The 19,628-nt window shown below is 75.2% G+C and carries 15 protein-coding genes; 12 read left to right on the top strand and 3 right to left on the bottom strand.

Going from position 1 to position 19,628, the window contains the following annotated elements; all coding sequences use genetic code 11:
• Window positions 1-36: 36 nt before the first annotated feature.
• The 7 genes from NPS70_RS02110 to argF all read left to right on the top strand — a co-directional run bounded on the left by NPS70_RS02110 (window position 37) and on the right by argF (window position 9,627).
• The gene (locus tag NPS70_RS02110) at window positions 37-522 is read left to right on the top strand and encodes a DUF6099 family protein (protein WP_256521998.1); all 486 of its coding nucleotides are present in this window, start codon (window positions 37-39) and stop codon (window positions 520-522) included.
• Window positions 523-558: 36 nt separating this feature from the next.
• A complete protein-coding gene (locus NPS70_RS02105) occupies window positions 559-1,482 on the top strand; it encodes an LLM class F420-dependent oxidoreductase (RefSeq protein WP_256521997.1) in 924 nt (307 codons plus the stop codon).
• A gap of 265 nt (window positions 1,483-1,747) precedes the next feature.
• On the top strand, window positions 1,748-2,656 hold the full coding sequence (gene mmuM, locus NPS70_RS02100) for a homocysteine S-methyltransferase (RefSeq protein ID WP_256521996.1): 909 nt from the start codon (window positions 1,748-1,750) through the stop codon (window positions 2,654-2,656).
• A gap of 177 nt (window positions 2,657-2,833) precedes the next feature.
• Window positions 2,834-4,384 (top strand): 3' terminal RNA ribose 2'-O-methyltransferase Hen1, encoded by a 1,551-nt coding sequence (locus NPS70_RS02095; protein ID WP_256521994.1) that lies wholly within the window; start codon window positions 2,834-2,836, stop codon window positions 4,382-4,384.
• Window positions 4,381-7,074, top strand: coding sequence for a polynucleotide kinase-phosphatase (locus NPS70_RS02090; RefSeq protein ID WP_256521993.1), 2,694 nt, complete (start codon window positions 4,381-4,383; stop codon window positions 7,072-7,074). Before NPS70_RS02095 ends, NPS70_RS02090 begins: the two co-directional genes overlap by 4 nt.
• Before the next feature lie 172 nt (window positions 7,075-7,246).
• Complete coding sequence (locus tag NPS70_RS02085; protein ID WP_256521988.1) at window positions 7,247-8,482, top strand: arginine deiminase; 1,236 nt, start codon at window positions 7,247-7,249, stop codon at window positions 8,480-8,482.
• Window positions 8,483-8,622: 140 nt separating this feature from the next.
• Window positions 8,623-9,627: an ornithine carbamoyltransferase gene (gene argF / locus NPS70_RS02080; protein ID WP_256521985.1), complete on the top strand. Its 1,005-nt coding sequence runs from the start codon at window positions 8,623-8,625 to the stop codon at window positions 9,625-9,627.
• A gap of 84 nt (window positions 9,628-9,711) precedes the next feature.
• Here the strand turns inward: argF and NPS70_RS02075 are convergent, their stop codons facing one another.
• Complete coding sequence (locus NPS70_RS02075) at window positions 9,712-10,146, bottom strand: ATP-binding protein (RefSeq protein ID WP_256521983.1); 435 nt, start codon at window positions 10,144-10,146, stop codon at window positions 9,712-9,714.
• 252 nt (window positions 10,147-10,398) lie between these two features.
• Here NPS70_RS02075 and NPS70_RS02070 point away from each other — a divergent pair, with 252 nt between their 5' ends.
• Both NPS70_RS02070 and NPS70_RS02065 read left to right on the top strand, forming a co-directional pair.
• Window positions 10,399-11,226, top strand: coding sequence for an enoyl-CoA hydratase family protein (locus NPS70_RS02070; RefSeq protein WP_256521982.1), 828 nt, complete (start codon window positions 10,399-10,401; stop codon window positions 11,224-11,226).
• A complete protein-coding gene (locus NPS70_RS02065; RefSeq protein ID WP_256521981.1) occupies window positions 11,226-13,553 on the top strand; it encodes a bifunctional salicylyl-CoA 5-hydroxylase/oxidoreductase in 2,328 nt (775 codons plus the stop codon). Before NPS70_RS02070 ends, NPS70_RS02065 begins: the two co-directional genes overlap by 1 nt.
• A 67-nt stretch (window positions 13,554-13,620) precedes the next feature.
• Here NPS70_RS02065 and NPS70_RS02060 read toward each other — a convergent pair whose 3' ends face one another.
• Together NPS70_RS02060 and NPS70_RS02055 are read right to left on the bottom strand one after the other, a co-directional pair.
• On the bottom strand, window positions 13,621-14,433 hold the full coding sequence (locus tag NPS70_RS02060; protein WP_256521980.1) for a PaaX family transcriptional regulator C-terminal domain-containing protein: 813 nt from the start codon (window positions 14,431-14,433) through the stop codon (window positions 13,621-13,623).
• 4 nt (window positions 14,434-14,437) lie between these two features.
• The gene (locus NPS70_RS02055) at window positions 14,438-16,054 is read right to left on the bottom strand and encodes an AMP-binding protein (RefSeq protein WP_256521979.1); all 1,617 of its coding nucleotides are present in this window, start codon (window positions 16,052-16,054) and stop codon (window positions 14,438-14,440) included.
• Between the two features lie 282 nt (window positions 16,055-16,336).
• Here NPS70_RS02055 and NPS70_RS02050 point away from each other — a divergent pair, with 282 nt between their 5' ends.
• The 3 genes from NPS70_RS02050 (at window position 16,337) to NPS70_RS02040 (ending at window position 19,627) form a co-directional block, all read left to right on the top strand.
• The gene (locus NPS70_RS02050) at window positions 16,337-17,482 is read left to right on the top strand and encodes an acyl-CoA dehydrogenase family protein (RefSeq protein WP_256521977.1); all 1,146 of its coding nucleotides are present in this window, start codon (window positions 16,337-16,339) and stop codon (window positions 17,480-17,482) included.
• A complete protein-coding gene (locus NPS70_RS02045) occupies window positions 17,479-17,877 on the top strand; it encodes a RidA family protein (RefSeq protein WP_256521976.1) in 399 nt (132 codons plus the stop codon). The genes NPS70_RS02050 and NPS70_RS02045 overlap by 4 nt, the downstream gene beginning before the upstream one ends.
• Window positions 17,878-18,076: 199 nt before the next feature.
• Window positions 18,077-19,627, top strand: coding sequence for an MFS transporter (locus NPS70_RS02040; RefSeq protein ID WP_256521975.1), 1,551 nt, complete (start codon window positions 18,077-18,079; stop codon window positions 19,625-19,627).
• The last annotated feature ends 1 nt before the right edge of the window (window position 19,628 follow it).

Below are 19,628 nucleotides of genomic sequence, written 5' to 3'. Positions count from 1 at the left end.
TAGGAGGGCAGGCAGTCGTCGGAACGGGGTGCGGGGATGGACGCGTTACGGCTCATCGGCAGCAGCAGGCAGGCGCTGGAGCGCAGTACGGAGGTCGCGGAGGTGATCGCCGAGGCCTGGCAGATCCAGGCGCTGGCGCACGCCGTCGGAGGGGTCATCGCCGCCGGGGGGCCTCCCGATCTCCGCGGGGAGGCCCGGGCGCTGAGCGAGACGGCGGCCCGGGCGGGGGCCCCCGCCGACCACCCGGCGGTGCGGGCCTCCGGCCTGCGGGCCGCCCGGATGACGGGCGTCGCGGACCCGGCCGCGGTGCTGACGGCGCTGCTCGGCCTGCTGGGCGAACTGGGCATCGTCCTGGTCGGCGTCGCCTGCGCCACCGACGACGAGGGGCTCTACTGGCAGTGCATCGAGACGATGGACATCGCCGACGAATCCGGGGACCGGGTCAGGGAGATGCTGCGCAGGCTCTCCGTGCACCAGGCCGCCCCTCCCGAGGCCGTCCGTGGGCGCGCTGGCCCCCGCTGACCGGCCGCGGGCAGGGGTGCGGTGCAGGATGGGTGCATGGATCTTCGCATCTTCACCGAGCCCCAGCAGGGCGCGAGCTACGACACGCTGCTCACCGTCGCCAAGGCCACCGAGGACCTGGGCTTCGACGCCTTCTTCCGTTCCGACCACTACCTCCGCATGGGATCGGCCGACGGGCTGCCCGGGCCGACGGACGCATGGATCACCCTGGCCGGGCTCGCCCGCGAGACGCGGAGGATCCGCCTGGGCACGCTGATGACGGCAGGCACCTTCCGCCACCCGGGCGTGCTCGCGATCCAGGTGGCCCAGGTCGACCGGATGTCGGGGGGCAGGATCGAACTCGGCCTCGGCGCAGGCTGGTTCGAGGAGGAGCACCGCGCCTACGGCATTCCGTTCCCGAAGGAGAGGATGGGCAGGCTGGAGGAGCAGCTGGCGATCATCACCGGGCTGTGGGGCACCGGGACCGGTGACACCTTCGACTTCGACGGCACCTACTACCGGCTCACCGACTCGCCCGCCCTGCCCAAGCCCGCCCAGGCAAGGGTCCCGGTGCTGATCGGCGGCCACGGGGCGGTGCGCACCCCGCGGCTGGCCGCCCGCTACGCCGACGAGTTCAACCTGCCCTTCGCGTCGATCGAGGACACGGTGCGCCAGTTCGGCCGAGTCCGCGAGGCCGCCGCCCGGGCGGGCCGGGCTCCCGGCGACCTCGTCTACTCCAACGCCCTGGTGGTGTGCGTCGGCAAGGACGACGCCGAGGTGGCCCGGCGCGCGGCGGCCATCGGCCGGGAGGTCGACGAACTGCGGGCCAACGGGCTGGCCGGCTCCCCCGACGAGGTGGTGGACAGGATCGGTCGCTACGCCGAGACGGGGTGCTCCCGGATCTACCTCCAGGTACTGGACCTCGATGACCTGGACCACCTTGAGCTGATCTCCTCGGCCGTGCAGTCCCAGCTGGGCTGACGCGCCCCGCGGCCGCCGTCGGCGCTCCCGGCGGCGGCCGGAGTACCGTGGCCGGCAAGGGCGCCCGCACCCCGTCGTCCCGCAGGTCCTCGAGCGCCCGCGCCAGGGCCCGGGCCGGTGGGCGGCCCACGGCCCCGGTACCGGGAGCCCGCACCGGCCCGGGCGCGACCCGGCCCCGGTCCCCGAGCGCTCGGTCCCCGCGCCGGAGCGGCGCCCCGCGGCCGCCGGGCCCGGCCCCGCAGGCGCACGAGGAAGGGAGGACGCCGTGCAGCCCACCCGCACGCTCGCCGAGGCGCTCGCCGAGGACACCCTCCTCCTCGACGGGGGCCTGTCCAACCAGTTGGAGGCGCAGGGCTGCGACCTGGGCGGCGGACTCTGGTCCGCGCGGCTGCTCGCCGACGCCCCGGCGCAGATCCTGGCCGCGCACCGTGCCTATGCGCGCGCGGGGGCCCAGGTGCTCATCGGCGCCAGCTACCAGGCCACCTTCGAGGGCTTCGCCCGCCGCGGCACCGGCCGACGCGAGGCCGGTGACCTGATGGCCCGCAGCGTCGCCCTGGCCCGGGCGGCGGCCGAGGAGGCGGACCGCGAGGTCTGGGTGGCCGCCTCGGTCGGCCCCTACGGGGCACACCTCGCCGACGGGAGCGAGTACCGCGGCCGCTACGGGCTGCCCCCCGGCGCACTGGAGCGCTTCCACCGCCCCCGGATCGAGGCCCTCGCCGCGGCCGGGCCCGACGTGCTGGCCCTGGAGACGGTGCCCGACGCCGAGGAGGCGCACGCCCTGCTGGAGGCCGCGGAGGGCTGCGGGGTGCCGGTCTGGCTCTCGTACACCGTCGAGAACGGCCGCACCCGGGCCGGACAGGACCTGGCGGAGGCCTTCGCGGTGGCCGCGGGGCGGCGGGGCGTCGCCGCCGTCGGGGTCAACTGCTGCGATCCCGCGGAGGCCGGGGCGGCCCTGGCGGTGGCGGCGGCCGTCACCGGCAGACCGGGGGTGGTCTACCCCAACAGCGGCGAGCACTGGGACCCCGTCGCCCGTACCTGGCGCGGAGCAGCGGCGTTCGACTCCGCGCCGGTGCGCTCCTGGCGCGCCGCCGGGGCCCGGCTGGTGGGCGGCTGCTGCCGGGTCGGCCCGGACCGCATCGCCGCCCTCGCCCCGCTGCTGCGCCGCCCGCCGTGACGCGGACCCGGTGGCCGCGGCCGCGGCCGCGGCCACCGGCCCCGGTACCGGTGGCCCGCGGGCGCGGCCGTGCCGCCGCACCCACCGGCCGGAGCGTGCGGCAGCCGGCGGACCCCACGGCCCCCGACGGGCGAAAACGCGTGGTCGCCGCACCGGCAACCCGCGATAATCACACGGGTGTTCCTGACGATCAGTACGACCGGTACCCCGGAGAACCCCGCGACGGACCTCGGCTTCCTGCTGCACAAGCATCCCGACAACGCGCAGGCGTTCTCCACCGCCTACGGCACCGCGCACGTCTTCTACCCGGAGGCCTCCGCCGAGCGCTGCACGGCAGCCCTCCTGCTGGAGGTCGATCCCGTGGCACTCGTACGGCGCGGCAAGGGCAAGGGGCGCGGCGGCGCGCCCGACACGGCGCTCGCCCAATACGTCAACGACCGCCCGTACGCGGCCTCCTCCCTGCTCGCCGTCGCCCTGAGCACGGTGTTCAAGAGCGCGCTGCGAGGCGTCTGCAACGCCCTGCCGGACCGCGCCGCCGCCCCCCTGCCGCTGCGCGTTGAACTCCCCGCCGTGCCCGCGCGCGGCGGTGCGGAGCTGGTCCGCACGCTCTTCGAGCCGCTGGGCTGGGCGCAGGTCGACGCCCGACCGGTCCCCCTGGACGAGCGCTTCCCCGAGTGGGGCGACTCCCGCTACGTCCGGCTCGTCCTCCAGGGCGAACTGCGCCTGCGCGACGCCCTGCGGCAGCTCTACGTCCTGCTGCCGGTCCTCGACGACGCCAAGCACTACTGGGTCGCCCCCGACGAGGTCGACAAGCTGCTGCGCGCCGGCGAGGGCTGGCTCGCGGACCACCCGGAGCAGAAGCTCATCACCAGCCGCTACCTGGCGCGCCGCTGGAGCCTCACCCGGCAGGCCATGGACCGGCTGGAGCTGATCCGCCTCGCCGAGGCGGACGACCTGCGCCTGGAGGACGTGGACAACGCCGTGGACGAGACGTCCGACACCGAGGACCGCCCGGTGCCGCTGGCCGTGCAGCGCCGCGAGGCCGTTCTCGCGGAGCTGCGCGCCGCGGGCGCGAGCCGTGTCCTCGACCTCGGCTGCGGCCAGGGCCAGTTGGTCCAGGCCCTGCTCCAGGACGTCCGCTTCACCGAGATCGTGGGCATGGACGTGTCGGTACGCGCCCTCGCCGTCGCCGCCCGGAGACTGAGGCTGGACCGCCTCGGCGAGCGCCAGGCCTCCCGCGTCAGCCTCGTCCAGGGCTCGCTCGCCTACACCGACAAGCGGCTGACCGGCTACGACGCCGCCGTCCTCAGCGAGGTGGTCGAGCACCTCGACCCACCGCGGCTGCCCGCCCTGGAGCACGCCGTGTTCGGCACCGCCCGGCCCGGCACCGTGCTCGTCACCACGCCGAACGTCGAGTACAACGTCCGCTGGGAGACGCTGCCCGCGGGCCGGGTCCGCCACGCCGACCACCGCTTCGAGTGGACCCGCGCGGAGTTCCGCGCCTGGGCGGGCTCGGTGGCCGAACGGCACGGCTACCGGGTGCGGTTCGCTCCGGTCGGCCCCGACGACCCCGAGGTGGGGCCACCCACCCAGATGGCCGTCTTCGAGCGGACGGCCGCGGACGCCACCCCACCGGACGCACCGCGGCGCACACCGGCCGGCCCGCGGCCGGGGGACGAGCCGCAGGCGCGGACCGGCGCCACGGAGAAGGAGGGCGAGAACGCATGACCGGCGGCAACCCCACGGGCCACGGCGCCCCCGACCCGGCGACGGACCCCATGGAATCCACGAGCCCCACCCCCGGTGCTCCGCGGGACGCGGAGCGGCAGCCCGGCGCGCGGACCGCCGCCGCGGCACCGGAGACGCCGACGGCCTCCACCGGAGCCCCGCGCCGCCTCCCCGTCACCGACCTGTCCCTGGTCGTCCTCGTCGGCGCCACGGGCTCCGGCAAGTCGACCTTCGCCAGGAAGCACTTCAAGCCGACGGAGGTCGTCTCCTCCGACTTCTGCCGCGGCCTCGTCGCCGACGACGAGAACGACCAGAGCGCGAGCGGCGACGCCTTCGACGTGCTCCACTACATCGTCGGCAAGCGCCTGGCCGCAGGACGCCTGACCGTCGTCGACGCCACCAACGTCCAGCCGGAGAGCCGCCGGAGTCTGGTGCGACTGGCGCGCGAGCACGACGTGCTGCCCCTTGCGATCGTCCTGGACATGCCCGAGGACGTGTGTGCCGCCCGCAACGCCGTCCGTCCCGACCGCGCCGGTGTGCCGCGCCGTGTGATCAGCCGCCACCGCCGCGAACTGCGCAGGTCGCTGCGCGGTCTGGAGCGCGAGGGCTTCCGCAAGGTGCACGTGCTGCGCGGCCCCGCCGAGGCGGACGCCGCCGAGGTGGTCCTGGAGCGCCGTTTCAACGACCTGCGCCACCTGAGCGGCCCCTTCGACATCGTCGGCGACGTCCACGGCTGCTCCTCCGAGCTGGAGGCCCTGCTGGCCAGGCTCGGCTACGTGGACGGCGTGCACCCCGAGGGGCGCACCGCGGTCTTCGTCGGCGACCTGGTCGACCGGGGGCCCGACAGCCCCGGTGTGCTGCGCCGGGTGATGGCCATGACGGCCTCGGGCAACGCCCTGTGCGTCCCAGGCAACCACGAGAACAAGCTCGGCCGGTGGCTCAGGGGGCGTGCCGTCCAGCACACCCACGGCCTCGCCGAGACCATCGCCCAGCTCCAGGAGGAGGACGCCAGGGACCCCGCCTTCCGGGAGCGGGTACGCGCCTTCGTCGAGGGACTGGTCAGCCACTACGTCCTCGACGGGGGCCGCCTGGTGGTCTGCCACGCGGGGCTGCCGGAGAAGTACCACGGCCGCACCTCCGGCCGCGTCCGCTCGCACGCGCTCTACGGTGACACCACCGGGGAGACCGACGAGTTCGGCCTCCCCGTGCGCTACCCGTGGGCGGAGGACTACCGGGGGCGCGCGGCGGTGGTCTACGGGCACACCCCGGTGCCGACGGCGTCCTGGCTGAACAACACCATCTGCCTGGACACCGGTGCGGTCTTCGGAGGCAAGCTCACCGCGCTGCGCTGGCCCGAGCGGGAGCTGGTGGAGGTCCCGGCCGAGCGGACCTGGTACGAGCCGGTCCGCCCGATGACCAGCGAGGCGCCGGGCGGCCGCGAGGGCCGGCCGCTTGACCTGGCGGACGTCCGGGGCCGCCGGGCGGTGGAGACCCGGCAGATGGGGCGGGTGGCCGTCCGGGAGGAGAACGCGGCCGCGGCGCTGGAGGTGATGAGCCGCTTCGCCGTCGACCCCAGGCTGCTCGCCTACCTCCCGCCCACGATGGCCCCCACCGCCACCACCCGGCAGGAGGGCTACCTGGAGCACCCGGCGGAGGCCTTCGCCCAGTACCGCGCGGACGGTGTGGGCACGGTCGTGTGCGAGGAGAAGCACATGGGCTCCCGGGTCGTGGCGCTGGTGTGCCGGGACGCGCGGGCGGCGGCCCGCCGCTTCGGCGTCGAGGGCCCCACGGGAGCCCTGCACACCCGTACCGGGCGCCCGTTCTTCGACGACCCCCGGGTCGCGGAGCAGGTGCTGGAGCGGCTGCGTGCGGCCGTGGGCGCCGCGGGCCTGTGGCAGGAGCTGGAGACCGACTGGCTGCTGCTGGACGGCGAGCTGATGCCCTGGTCCCTCAAGGCGAGCGGTCTGCTGCGCGCCCAGTACGCCGCGGTCGGCGCGGCCTCGGGCGCGGTGTTCCCGACGGCGCTCGGTGCGCTGGACGCCGCCGCCGCCCGGGGCGTGCCGCTCGGCGAGCTGCGCGCCCGCCAGGCCGCCCGGGCGGCGGACGCGACGGCGTTCACCGACGCCTACCGGCGCTACTGCTGGAGCACCGAGGGGCTCGACGGGGTGAACCTCGCACCCTTCCAGATCCTGGCGGCCGAGGGCCGCAGCCTCGCGGCGGTCCCGCACGACCGGCAACTGGCCTGGCTGGACCGCCTCGTCGAGCACGATCCCACGGGTCTGCTGCGGATCACCCGCCGCCTGCTGGTGGACACGGGAGACGAGGACTCGGTGCGCGCGGGGACCGACTGGTGGCTGGAGCTGACCGGCCGCGGCGGGGAGGGCATGGTCGTCAAGCCGCTCCAGGCGCTCGCCAGGAACGCCGGAGGACGCCTGGTCCAGCCCGGTGTGAAGGTCCGCGGACGCGAGTACCTGCGCATCGTCTACGGCCCGGAGTACACACGCCGGGAGAACCTTGAGAGGCTGCGGCAGCGCTCCCTGGGCCACAAGCGCTCACTCGCGCTGCGCGAGTACGCGCTCGGGCTGGAGGCGCTGGACCGGCTCGCCGACGCGGAACCGCTGTGGCGGGTCCACGAGGCCGTGTTCGCGGTCCTCGCGCTGGAGTCGGAGCCGGTCGACCCCCGGCTGTGACACCGGGGCCCCCGGCCGCCGGGCGGGCGCCACCGCCGGCGGCCGGGGCACCGCCCCCGCCGCCGGGCCCGACCGCCGCGGCGCGCCCTCTCCCGGCCCGGCGGCGGCCGGGGGGGGGAGGAGCTGCGCCGTTCGCCGGGTGAACGGTCCCCGGCGCGGTGAGGATGGGGGCATGGGATTCCACGTCGACTCCGAGACCGGCCGCCTGCGCCAGGTCATCCTCCACCGGCCGGATCTGGAACTGAAGCGGCTCACACCGAGCAACAAGGACGCGCTCCTCTTCGACGACGTGCTGTGGGTGCGCCGCGCCCGCCAGGAGCACGACGGGTTCGCCGACGTGCTGCGAGACCGGGGGGTGGAGGTGCACCTGTTCGGCGATCTGCTGCGCGAGTCGCTGGACCTCCCCGCGGCCCGGGGCCTGGTGCTGGACCGCGTCTTCGACGAGAAGGAGTACGGGCCCCTGGCGACGGGGCACCTGCGCGACGCCTTCGACGCCATGCCCACCGCCGACCTGGTGGAGGCGCTGGTGGGCGGGATGACCAAGCGCGAGTTCCTGGCGGGGCACACCGAGCCGACCTCGGTCCGCTTCCACGCCATGGAGCTGGACGACTTCCTGCTCCAGCCGCTGCCCAACCACCTCTTCACCCGGGACACTTCGGCGTGGATCTACGACGGCGTCTCCATCAACGCCATGCGCTGGCCGGCCCGGCAGCGCGAGACGGTCCACTTCGAGGCCATCTACAAGCACCACCCGCGTTTCGCGGGCGAGCGCGCGGCCCCGTTCCACCACTGGTCCGAGGGGCAGGACGACTACCCCTCCACCATCGAGGGCGGGGACGTGCTGGTGATCGGCAACGGCGCGGTGCTGATCGGGATGAGCGAGCGGACGACCCCGCAGGCCGTGGAGATGCTGGCCCGCGGCCTGTTCGCGGCGGGTTCCGCCCGGACGATCGTGGCCCTCGACATGCCGAAGCGGCGGGCCTTCATGCACCTCGACACCGTGATGACCATGGTCGACGCGGACACCTTCACCCAGTACGCGGGGCTCGGGATGCTGCGCTCCTACACCATCGAGCCGGCCGACACCGCGGGCGGCCTGAAGGTGAGCGACCACCCGCCGGAGCAGATGCACGACGCCATCGCCGCGGCGCTCGGGATGAAGGACATCCGGGTGCTGACCGCCACCCAGGACGTGCACTCCGCCGAGCGCGAGCAGTGGGACGACGGCTGCAACGTCCTTGCCGTCGAACCGGGTGTGGTCGTGGCCTACGAGCGGAACGTGACCACCAACACCCACCTGCGCCGGCAGGGCATCGAGGTCATCGAGATCCCCGGCAGCGAGCTGGGGCGCGGCCGGGGAGGGCCCCGCTGCATGAGCTGCCCCGTCGAGCGGGATTCCGTACAGTAGTGCGGTCGCCTCCGGGCGCCCCTGGGGGCGCCCGGAGGCGAGCGGGTTTCCCGGGCCCCAGGGGGCTGTATATAGATGCAGTGCTTCGTATAGACTTCCATCGTCCCTCGCCGCGACGCGCATCCCTGGAGCAGTCACCCATGGCCCTTCATCTCGCAGGCCGCCACTTCCTCAAGGAGCTGGACTTCACGGCAGAGGAGTTCCGCGGGCTGGTCGCCCTGGCCGCCGAGCTCAAGGCCGCGAGGCGGGCGGGCACCGAGGAGCGGCGCCTGCGCGGCAGGAACATCGCCCTGATCTTCGAGAAGGCGTCCACGCGCACCCGCTGCGCCTTCGAGGTGGCGGCCGCGGACCAGGGCGCCTCGACCACCTACATCGACCCCGCGGGTGCGCACATCGGCCGTAAGGAGTCCGTGCGGGACACCGCGCGCGTCCTCGGGCGGATGTTCGACGCCATCGAGTTCCGGGGCGACGCCCAGGGCACCGTCGAGGAGCTGGCGCAGTACGCGGGCGTGCCCGTCTACAACGGGCTCACCGACCGCTGGCACCCGACGCAGATGCTCGCCGACGTCCTCACCATGACCGAGCACGGCGCCGGCCCGCTGGAGGAGGTCTCCCTCGCCTACCTCGGCGACGCCCGCTTCAACATGGGCAACTCCTACCTCGTCACCGGGGCGCTGCTGGGCATGGACGTGCGGATCGTGGCCCCCGAGTCCTACTGGCCCGCACCCGAGGTGGTGGCGGCCGCCCGCGAGGCCGCGGCGGTCAGCGGCGCGCGCATCACCCTGACCGAGGACATCGGCGAAGGGGTCCGCGGGGCCGGGTTCGTCGCCACGGACGTGTGGGTGTCGATGGGCGAGCCGAAGGAGGTCTGGGCCGAGCGCATCAAGGCCCTGTCCCCCTACGCCGTCACCATGGACGTCCTGCGGGCGACGGGCAACCCGGAGGTGCGGTTCCTCCACTGCCTCCCCGCCTTCCACGACCTCGGCACCGAGGTGGCCAGGGAGATCCACGAGAGTCACGGGCTCACCGAGCTGGAGGTCACGGACGAGGTCTTCGAGTCCCGGCACTCGGTGGTGTTCGACGAGGCGGAGAACCGGATGCACACGATCAAGGCGGTCATGGTGGCCACCCTCGCCGCCCCCTGAGCCCGTCCCCGATCCCCCCGGGTCGTGCGGGCCCCCCGGTCGATGGGGCTCCCCGCGGGCCGTGGGCCCGCCGCCGGGGTGGCCTCAGTGCCGTGCGGACAGCGTGAACCACACCGCCTTGCCGTCCTCCGTGCACCGGTGGCCGTGCGTGGCGCTGAGGGCCCCGAGCAGCACCAGTCCGCGACCGTCCTCCCGCCAGAGCGACCCCGCGCGGGGCGCCGGGTCGGGCAGCGGCGGCCCCGCGTCGCGGACCTCCACCCGGCAGCCCCGGGGGAGCGTCTCCACCACCAGCTCGATGGGCGTCCCGCCCGGGGTGTGCTCCACCGCGTTGGCGACGAGCTCCGCCGTCAGCAGCTCCGCCGTGTCGCGGTCCGCCGGAATCCCGGCCGCCGCCAGTGCCGCCCTGACCGCCGCCCGGGCGAGGGGCACCGCCACGGGGGCGTGGGGGAGTGCCAGGCGCCGGGCGGAGGGCTGGGGGCCCGCGGGCGCGGAAGGCGGGGAAACCGGTTCGTGGAGCACGGCGCCGCTCCGTTCGCTGGTGGTCGTCGCCCCACCGTAGGCGTGCCTCCCGGGCGCGGGCGCGCCCGGGAGGCACCCGGTGCCGGGTCGTGCCGGAACCGCTACCGGATCGCCGCACTGTCACGGTCCTGTGCCGTCCCGGGCCCCTTCCGCCGCGGCCTCCCGTGCGGCCTATAGCGCACTCGTGACGACAGTCAGGAACAAGTGATAGCTTCGGGGCAGGCAGCAGACCGCCCGCCGAAGGAGCACTCGATGAGTCCCTTTACCGGTTCCGCACAGCCCACCGAGAAGTGGCACCATCTGCGGCTGACCAGGGACGACGGTGTCGCCACGGTCACCCTCGCCCGGCCGGAGAAGCTCAACGCCCTCACCTTCGGCGCCTACGCGGACCTGCGCGACCTGCTCGCGGAACTCTCCCGCGAGCGCTCCGTCCGCGCGTTGGTCCTGGGCGGCGAGGGCCGCGGCTTCTGCTCCGGCGGGGACGTGGACGAGATCATCGGCGCCACCCTGTCCATGGACACCGCGGAGCTCCTCGACTTCAACCGGATGACCGGCCAGGTGGTACGCGCGATCCGCGAGTGCCCGTTCCCCGTGGTCGCCGCCGTGCACGGCGTCGCCGCCGGCGCCGGGGCGGTGCTCGCCCTCGCCGCCGACTTCCGGGTCGCCGACCCGTCCGCCCGCTTCGCCTTCCTCTTCACCCGGGTCGGCCTCTCCGGCGGCGACATGGGTGCCGCCTACCTGCTGCCCCGCACCGTCGGACTGGGCCACGCCACCCGGCTGCTGATGCTCGGGGAGCCCGTGCGCGCCCCCGAGGCCGAGCGCATCGGCCTCGTGAGCGAACTCGCCGACGAGGGGCAGGCCCCGGCACGCGCCGCCGCCCTCGCCCGCCGCCTGGCGGACGGCCCCTCCCTCGCCCTCGCCCAGACCAAGGCCCTGCTCACCGCGGAACTGGACATGTCCCTCGCCGCGGCCGTGGAGATGGACGCGGCCACCCAGGCGCTGCTGATGAACGGCCGCGACTACGCCGAGTTCCATGCCGCCTTCGCCGAGAAGCGCCCGCCGCGCTGGGAGGGCCGCTGATGACCGCCGCGCCGGCAGCGGGTGCCGCCCCCGCCCCGGGGACGGCCGGCGCATCCCCGCTGCGCGTGGCCGTCGTCGGCGGGGGCCCCGGCGGGCTCTACGCCGCCGCCCTGCTGAAACGGCTCGACCCGCGCCGCGAGGTCACCGTCTGGGAGCGCAACGCCCCCGAGGAGACCTTCGGCTTCGGCGTGGTGCTCTCCGACGAGACCCTCGGCGGCATCGAGCACGCCGACCCCGTCGTCCACCGGGCCCTCGGGGACGACTTCGTCCGCTGGGACACGGTCGAGATCACCCACCGCGGGCACCGCCACACCTCCGGCGGGCACGGCTTCGCCGCGCTCGGCCGCCGGCGGCTGCTGGAGATCCTCCACCGCCGCTGCGCCTCGCTGGGCGTCCGGCTCCGCTTCGGCACCCCCGCCCCGCCCACCGGGGAACTGGCCGCCCGTCACGATCTGGTGATCGCCGCCGACGGGGTGCACAGCGCCACCCGCGAGGACCGCGCCGAGGTGTTCCGGCCCCGGGTGACCACCCACCGCTGCCGCTACATCTGGCTGGCCGCGGACACCGCCTTCCCCGCCTTCCGCTTCGATATCGCCGAGACCCGGCACGGCGTGATGCAGCTGCACGGCTACCCCTATGCCGAGGACTCCTCCACCGTCATCGTCGAGATGCGCGAGGAGGTCTGGCGGGCGGCCGGCTTCGACGCGATGGACGAGGCCCGCTCGGCCGCCCGCTGCGCGGAGATCTTCGCCGGGGCCCTCGGCGGGAGCGCGCTGCGGGGCAACTCCTCCGCCTGGACCGCCTTCCGCACCGTGGTCAACGAGCGCTGGTCGGACGGCACCGTCGTGCTCCTGGGCGACGCCGCCCACACCGCGCACTTCTCCATCGGCTCCGGCACCAAGCTCGCCGTGGAGGACGCCCTGGCGCTGGCCGCGTGCATCGAGGAGCACCCCGACCTGCCGGCCGCGCTCGCCGCCTACGAGGAGGAGCGCCGCCCGGTGGTGGAGTCCACCCAGCGCGCGGCGGCCGCCAGCCTGCGCTGGTTCGAGGAGATCGCCACCCACCTGGGCAGGCCCCCGCGCCAGTTCGCCTTCGACCTGCTCACCCGCAGCCGCCGGATCACCCACGCCAACCTCAGGCTGCGGGACGCCGCCTTCACCACCGCGGTGGAGGACGAGTTCGGCTGCCCGCCCGGCACCCCGCCGATGTTCACCCCCTTCCGGCTGGGCGGGCTGACCCTGCGCAACCGCGTGGTCGTCTCGCCGATGGACATGTACACGGCCGAGGACGGGCTGCCCGGCGAGTTCCACCTCGTCCACCTGGGGGCGCGGGCCCTCGGCGGGGCCGGGCTGGTGATGACCGAGATGGTCTGCGTCAGCCCCGAGGGCCGCATCACCCCCGGCTGCGCCGGCCTCTACACCCAGGAGCAGGCGGCGGCCTGGCGGCGCGTCACCGACTTCGTCCACCGGCAGGCGCCCGGCACGGCCATCGGCGTGCAGCTCGGCCACTCGGGACGCAAGGGCTCCACCAAGCGCATGTGGGAGGGCATCGACCAGCCCCTGGACGCGGGCAACTGGCCGCTCAGCGCGGCCTCGGCGCTGCCCTACCGGTCCGGCGTCAACCAGGTGCCGCACGCCCTCGACCGCGCAGGACTCGCCCGGATCCGCGAGCAGTTCACCGCCGCCGCCCGCCGGGCGGCGCGCAGCGGCTTCGACCTCCTCGAACTCCACTGCGCGCACGGGTACCTGCTGTCCGGCTTCCTCTCCCCGCTGACCAACCGGCGCACCGACGCCTACGGGGGCTCGCCGGAGCGGCGCCTGCGCTTTCCCCTGGAGGTCCTCGAGGCCGTGCGGGAGGTCTGGCCGGCCGAACGGCCGATGACGGTGCGGATCTCCGCGACCGACTGGGCGAGCGGCGGCACCACCGCCGACGACGCCGTGGACCTCGCCCGGGCCCTCGCCGCGCACGGCGCCGACGCCGTGGACGTCTCCACCGGCCAGGTCGTCCCCGAGGAGCGCCCCGAGTTCGGCCGCTCCTACCAGACCCCGTTCGCCGACCGGATCCGCAACGAGGCGGGCGTGCCGGTCATCGCCGTGGGCGCGATCTCCTCCTGGGACGACGTCAACTCGATCCTGCTGGCCGGCCGCGCCGACCTCTGCGCACTGGCCCGCCCGCACCTGTACGACCCGCACTGGACCCTGCACGCCGCCGCGGAGCAGGGGTACACGGGCGAGGGCGCCGTCTGGCCCCTGCCCTACCGGGCGGGCAGCCGCACCCCGCCCACCGGCCGCACCGACGGGCCCAAGCCCCGGCTGACCCTGCCCTGAACCGCCGGGGCGAGGACCGGCCCGGCCCGGCCCCCCGGCCGGCCCCTCCCGTCCGCGCGGACCGCCCTCACGCCCGCACGAAGACCGCCCCCGCGTCCCGCAGCCGCCCGTGCAGCGCCGCGAAGACCGCCGCGGACCGGGCACCCGGCCAGCCCTGCGGCAGAAGGTCCGCGGGCAGTCCGGGGTCCGCGTACGGCAGGCGGCGCCACAGGTCGAGCGCGGTCAGGTAGTCGCGGTACGCGTCCCGGGGACGCGCGGCGGGGTCCCCGCGCTCCTCCCAGACGCGCAGGACCGGTTCGTGGAGTCCCAGGAACTCCTCGTGCTGCTTGGCGATGGCCGGCAGGTCCCACCAGCGCCCCACCGCCTCGGCCGTCGGGGCGAACCCCAGGTGCTCGCCGCGGAACAGGTCGACGTAGGCGTCCAGCCGGAGCCGGAGCAGCGTGTGGCGCGTCTCCTCGGCCAGCCGCGCCGGGGCGATCCACACCCCGGGCGCCGCCGCCCCGAACCCCAGCCCGGCCAGCCGGGAGCGCAGCAGATGGCGCTTGGCGCGCTCGGCCTCGGGGACGGAGAACACGGCCAGCACCCAGCCCTCGCCCGGATCGGCGGGGGACCCGGCGAAGATCCGGCGGTCCCCGTCGTCCAGCAGCTGGCGGGCGTCGGCGGACAGCGCGTACCCGGCGGCGCCCGAGGCGGTGCGCTCGGGCACCAGCAGTCCGCGCCGCTTCAGCCGCGAGACGGAGGAGCGCACCGAGGGGGCGTCCACGTCCAGTGCGCCCAGCAGCCGGATCAGCTCGGCCACGGCGAAGGGGCCCGGTCGCTCGCGCCCGTAGGCGCCGTACAGGGTGACGATCAGGGATCGGGGGGTGTGCTGCTCGGCCACGCGCTCACTCTAGGCTGCGCAGCCGGAACCGCTGGAGCTTGCCCGTGGGCGTACGCGGCAGGGCGTCCAGGAACACGAAGGCCCGCGGGCACTTGTACGGGGCCAGCCGCTCCTTCACCGCCTCGGCCAGCGCCTCCTCGGTGTCCTTGCCGGGAGAGGCGCCCTCGCGGAGCACCACGTACGCGGTGGCGACCTGTCCCCGGAGCTCGTCGGGACGGCCCACCACGGCGGCCTCCGCCACGTCGGGGTGGTGCAGCAGCGCGTCCTCGACCTCCGGGCCCGCGATGTTGTACCCGGCCGAGACGATCATGTCGTCGGCGCGGGCGACGTACCGGAACCAGCCGTCGGGCTCGCGCACATAGGTGTCGCCGGTGATGTTCCAGCCTCCGCGCACGTACTCCCGCTGGCGGGGGTCGGCGAGGTAGCGGCAGCCCACCGGCCCGCGCACCGCCAGCCAGCCCGGTTCGCCGTCCGGCACCGGGACGCCCTCGGCGTCCACCACCCGGGCCTGCCAGCCGGGCACCGGGACGCCGGTGGTGCCGGGCCGGATGCCCTCGTCGGCGGAGGCGATGAAGATGTGCAGCAGCTCCGTGGCGCCGATGCCGTTGATCAGCCGGAGCCCGGTGCGCTCGTGCCACCGCCGCCAGGTGGCCTCGGGCAGGTTCTCGCCCGCCGACACGCAGCGGCGCAGCGAGTCCAGGTCGTGTCCGTCGAGCTCGTCGAGCATCACCCGGTACGCGGTGGGCGCGGTGAACAGCACGGACACCCGGTGGCGGGCGATCGCCGCGAGCAGCTGAGCGGGCCCGGCCTGCTCCAGCAGCAGCGAGCAGGCCCCCGCCCGCAGGGGGAACAGGACCAGACCGCCGAGCCCGAAGGTGAACCCCAGCGGGGGGCTGCCCGCGAAGAGGTCCCCGGGCTCCGGGCGCAGCACCTCGGCCGAGAAGGTGTCGGCGACGGCGAGCAGGTCCCGGTGGAAGTGCATGCACCCCTTGGGGCGCCCCGTGGTACCGGAGGTGAAGGCGATGAGCGCCACGTCGTCGGCGGCGGTGTCCACGGCCCGGAACGGCCGGTCGCGGGCCTTCTCGGCGAGGGTGAGCAGGTCGTCCGCGCCCCCGCCGCCGAAGGAGGTGACCCGCAGTCCGGGGACGGCCGCCGCGGCCAGCTCGCCCAGGGAGCGCGCGTCGCACAGGGCGTGCCCCACCCGGGCGATCTCGCAGACCGTCCGCAGCTCGCCCGCCCGCTGCTGGGCCAGGACGGTGACGGCGACCGCCCCCGCCTTCAGCACGGCGAGCCAGCACGCGGCCAGATGGGGGGTCGTCGGCCCCCGCAGCAGGACCCGGTTCCCCGGCACCACGCCCAGCTCCCCGGTGAGCACCGCGGCGATCCGGTCGACCCGGGACCGCAGCTCCGCGTAGGACCACACCGTGCCGTCGGCGCCGCGGAAGGCGGGCCGCCCGCCGCCGTGCCGGCTGATCGTGCCGTCCAGCAGTTCCGCCGCGCTGTTCAGCCGTTCGGGGTAGCGCAGCCGGGGCAGTTCGTGCAGCAGGTCCGGCCAGGTGCCCGGGGGCGGCAGATGGTCGCGCGGAAAGGTGTCGAGGTGGGCCGAGGGTGTCAGCTCCATGGTCTCGCCCCCTGGCGGGTGGTGGGGTAGCGAAGCGGGTGGTGGGTGCGCGGGCGCCGCCCGGGGTGCGGCGCCCGGGCCCGGCATGCAGCGTGGTGACCGGGTGCGGCTCCCCGGCGGCCGCGGACGGGCGCGGCCGGCACTCCGCCCGGCGGGCGGGAAGCGGCCGCTGCTGGAGCGTATCGCTATGGTGACGACAGTCAACAGTCCGCGATACCGTGCGGGTGAAAGCCGGGCCGGGCGTCTGGTGCCCGGTCCCGACCGCCGCAGGAGGGGCCGCGCATGCCCGCATTCTCACTCGATCCCGAGCAGCTCGCCCGGTGCGCGCAGCTGCGCACCCTGGCCCGGGAGCGGCTGCTCCCCCTGGCCGAGCAGGGCGAACCCGGGCACGTCAACCGCCCCCTGGTCGCGGCCCTCGGCGAACTCGGCCTCCTGGAGCGCCTCGTGGCGGCGAACGCCCTCGAACTGTGCCTGCTGCGCGAGTCCCTGGCCTACGCCTGCACCGAGGCCGAGACCGCGCTCGCCCTCCAGGGGCTGGGCGCCTCGCCCGTGGTCCGGGCCGGCACCGAAGCCCAGCGGACCCGCTGGCTCCCCGAGGTGGCCGCCGGGCGCGCGGTGGCGGCCTTCGCGCTGAGCGAGCGCGGCGCCGGATCGGACGCCGCCGCCCTGGCCCTCAAGGCCCGCCCGGACGGTCGTGGCTGGCGGCTGAGCGGGGAGAAGTGCTGGATCTCCAACGCCCCCGAGGCCGACTTCTACTCCGTCTTCGCCCGCACCACCGAGGACGCCGGGGCCCGCGGCGTCACGGCCTTCCTCGTCCCCGCCGACCGGCCCGGGCTGACGGGGAGCGCCCTCGACATGCTCTCCCCCCACCCGATCGGGACCCTCTCCTTCGACGAGGTGCCCGTCTCCCGCGAGGACGTGCTCGGTGCCCCGGACGGGGGCTTCCGGGTGGCGATGGACACGCTCAACCGCTTCCGCCCCAGCGTCGGCGCCTTCGCCGTCGGCATGGCGCAGGCCGCGCTGGACGCCGCGCTCGCCCACACGGCCGCCCGCCGGGCCTTCGGCGGCGCGCTGAAGGACCTCCAGTCCGTCGCGCACACCACCGCGGAGATGGCCACCCGCACCGAGGCCGCGCGGCTGCTGGTGTACGCCGCGGCCTCGGCCTACGACGAGGGCGCGCCCGAGGTGCCGCGGCGCTCCGCGATGGCCAAGCTGTTCGCCACCGAGACCGCGCAGTACGTGGTGGACGCGGCCGTCCAGCTCCACGGCGCGGCGGCACTGCGTCGCGGTCACCTCCTGGAGCACCTCTACCGCGAGGTCCGGGCCCCCCGGATCTACGAGGGCGCCACCGAGGTCCAGCGCACCATCATCGCCAAGGAGCTCTACTCCGCCGGACCCGGCGCACGCCCCGAGGAGACCGCCCCATGACCCTCCAGCGCCACAACCCCGCCGAACTCTCGCCCCCCACCGGCTTCTCCCACGCCGTCACCGCCAGCGGCACCCGGCTGGTGTTCCTCGCCGGCCAGACCGCGCTGGACACGGAAGGGAGGGTCGTCGGCACCACGCTGCCCGAGCAGTTCGAGACGGCGCTGACCAACCTGCTCGCCGCGCTCGCCGCGGCCGGCGGCACCCCGCACGACCTCGCCCGGGTCACGGTCTACGCCACCGACGTGGCCGACTACCGGGCGCACACGGGGGAACTCGGCCGCCTCTGGCGGCGCCTTGCCGGGCGGGACTACCCGGCCATGGCCGTCGTCGGAGTGGTCCGGCTGTGGGACGAGGAGTGCCTGGTCGAGATCGACGGGACCGCCGTGCTGCCGTGACCGGGCGGTCGGGTGTGCGCGTGCCCGGAGGGACGCGCGGTCCCGGCCGCGGAAGGGGAACCCCCGTGCCACCCGGCGAAGATCGAGTGGTGGCCCCGGGGGGCCGGACCTAACGTCGTACCGTGGACGCCCCGCCCACCGACCCGCCGAACGGGGGACCCGGACGGCGGGGGATCCCCGGTCCGGGACACGATGCGCCATGACCACCCCCCAGCCCGCCACGCCGACCGTCCACGGCCCCGACGCGGGGGAGGCCGGACGCAAGCGCATCGCCCTTCTGGTCATCGCCTCCTGCCAGCTGATGGTGGTCCTCGACATCACCATCGTGAACATCGCCCTGCCCCACATCCAGACCGCGCTGGACTTCTCCACCACCAGCCTGTCGTGGGTGGTGAACGCCTACACCCTCACCTTCGGCGGTCTCCTCCTCCTCGGCGGCCGGGCGGGCGACATCCTCGGGCGCCGCAGGGTGTTCGTCGCCGGTGTGCTGCTCTTCGTCCTCGCCTCGCTGCTGGGCGGCCTCGCCCAGAGCCCCGGCCAGCTCCTCGCGGCCCGGTCCCTGCAGGGTGTCGGCGGCGCCATCGCCTCCCCGACCGCACTCGCCCTGATCACCACCACCTTCCGCGAGGGCCCCGAGCGCAACCGGGCCTTCGGCGTGTTCGCGGCGGTCTCGGCGGGCGGCGGCGCGATCGGGCTGCTCGCGGGCGGGATGCTGGTGGAGTGGCTGGACTGGCGCTGGGTGCTGTTCGTCAACGTCCCCATCGGCCTGCTGATCGTGCTGGCCGTCCCGCGCTACATCAGGGAGTCCGAGCGGCACCCCGGCCACTTCGACCTGCTCGGCGCGCTGACCTCCACCCTGGGGATGGCCGCCCTGGTCTACGGGTTCATCCGCGCCGCCCAGGACGGCTGGCGCGACCCGCTCACCCTGGCGTCCTTCGGCGTCGCCGTGGCGATGCTGACGGTCTTCCTCGCGGTGGAGCGGCGCTCGCGCCAGCCCATCACCCCGCTGCACATGTTCGCCGACCGCAACCGGGCCGGGACCTACGGCATGATGCTCTGCCTCGCCGCCGCGATGTTCGGGATGTTCTTCTTCCTCACGCTGTTCGTCCAGAACGTCCTGGACTTCAGCCCGCTGGAGGCGGGGCTCGCCTTCCTCCCCGTCAGCGCGGTGATCGCGGTGGGCGCCGGGACCGCCTCGCAGCTGCTGCCCCGGTTCGGGCCCAAGCCCTTCATGGTGACCGGCGCGCTGCTGTCCGCCGCGGGCCTGGGCTGGCTCACGCTGACCGACGTGCACTCCACCTACGCCGGCAGCATCCTCGGGCCGATGCTGGTCTTCAGCCTCGGCATGGGCATGCAGTTCGTGTCCCTGACCCTGATGGCCCTCTCCCGGGTGCCGCACCACGAGTCGGGCGCGGCCTCGGGGCTGCTGAACGCCACCCAGCAGGTGGGCGGTTCACTGGGCCTGTCGATCCTGGTCACGGTCTTCGGCACGGTCAGCGCGGAGGAGGCCGAGCGCCAGGTCCCGGCCTTCCTGGAGCAGGCCGGACCGGCCGAGCTGCTGCTGTTCCGGCGCACCGGTGAACTGCCGCCGCCCTGGGGCGACGAGGTCCTCAGCGCCGGGGTCTCGGCCGCCTTCGTGGTGGCGGCCGTCCTCGCCGTGATCGCCGCGCTGATCGCGCTCTTCGTCATCCAGGTCCGGCCGGACGACCGCGAGCGGCTGAGCGGCGGGACGCCCGGCCCCGGTTCCTGAG

The organism is Streptomyces sp. C10-9-1 (assembly GCF_024497955.1).
GTDB classification, from domain to species: Bacteria; Actinomycetota; Actinomycetes; order Streptomycetales; family Streptomycetaceae; genus Streptomyces; species Streptomyces sanyensis.
The sequence above is the reverse complement of the archived record's forward strand: the minus strand, read 5'-3'. Positions and strand labels throughout refer to the sequence as shown.

Coding starts and splice junctions, on each gene's coding strand:
- NPS70_RS02105 (WP_256521997.1), top strand. CDS start 559: ATGGATCTTCGCATCTTCACCGAGCCCCAGCAGGGCGCGAGCTACGAC.
- NPS70_RS02110 (WP_256521998.1), top strand. CDS start 37: ATGGACGCGTTACGGCTCATCGGCAGCAGCAGGCAGGCGCTGGAGCGC.
- NPS70_RS02090 (WP_256521993.1), top strand. CDS start 4,381: ATGACCGGCGGCAACCCCACGGGCCACGGCGCCCCCGACCCGGCGACG.
- NPS70_RS02045 (WP_256521976.1), top strand. CDS start 17,479: ATGACCCTCCAGCGCCACAACCCCGCCGAACTCTCGCCCCCCACCGGC.
- NPS70_RS02070 (WP_256521982.1), top strand. CDS start 10,399: ATGAGTCCCTTTACCGGTTCCGCACAGCCCACCGAGAAGTGGCACCAT.
- NPS70_RS02040 (WP_256521975.1), top strand. CDS start 18,077: ATGACCACCCCCCAGCCCGCCACGCCGACCGTCCACGGCCCCGACGCG.
- NPS70_RS02085 (WP_256521988.1), top strand. CDS start 7,247: ATGGGATTCCACGTCGACTCCGAGACCGGCCGCCTGCGCCAGGTCATC.
- NPS70_RS02055 (WP_256521979.1), bottom strand. CDS start 16,054: ATGGAGCTGACACCCTCGGCCCACCTCGACACCTTTCCGCGCGACCAT.
- argF (WP_256521985.1), top strand. CDS start 8,623: ATGGCCCTTCATCTCGCAGGCCGCCACTTCCTCAAGGAGCTGGACTTC.
- NPS70_RS02050 (WP_256521977.1), top strand. CDS start 16,337: ATGCCCGCATTCTCACTCGATCCCGAGCAGCTCGCCCGGTGCGCGCAG.
- NPS70_RS02065 (WP_256521981.1), top strand. CDS start 11,226: ATGACCGCCGCGCCGGCAGCGGGTGCCGCCCCCGCCCCGGGGACGGCC.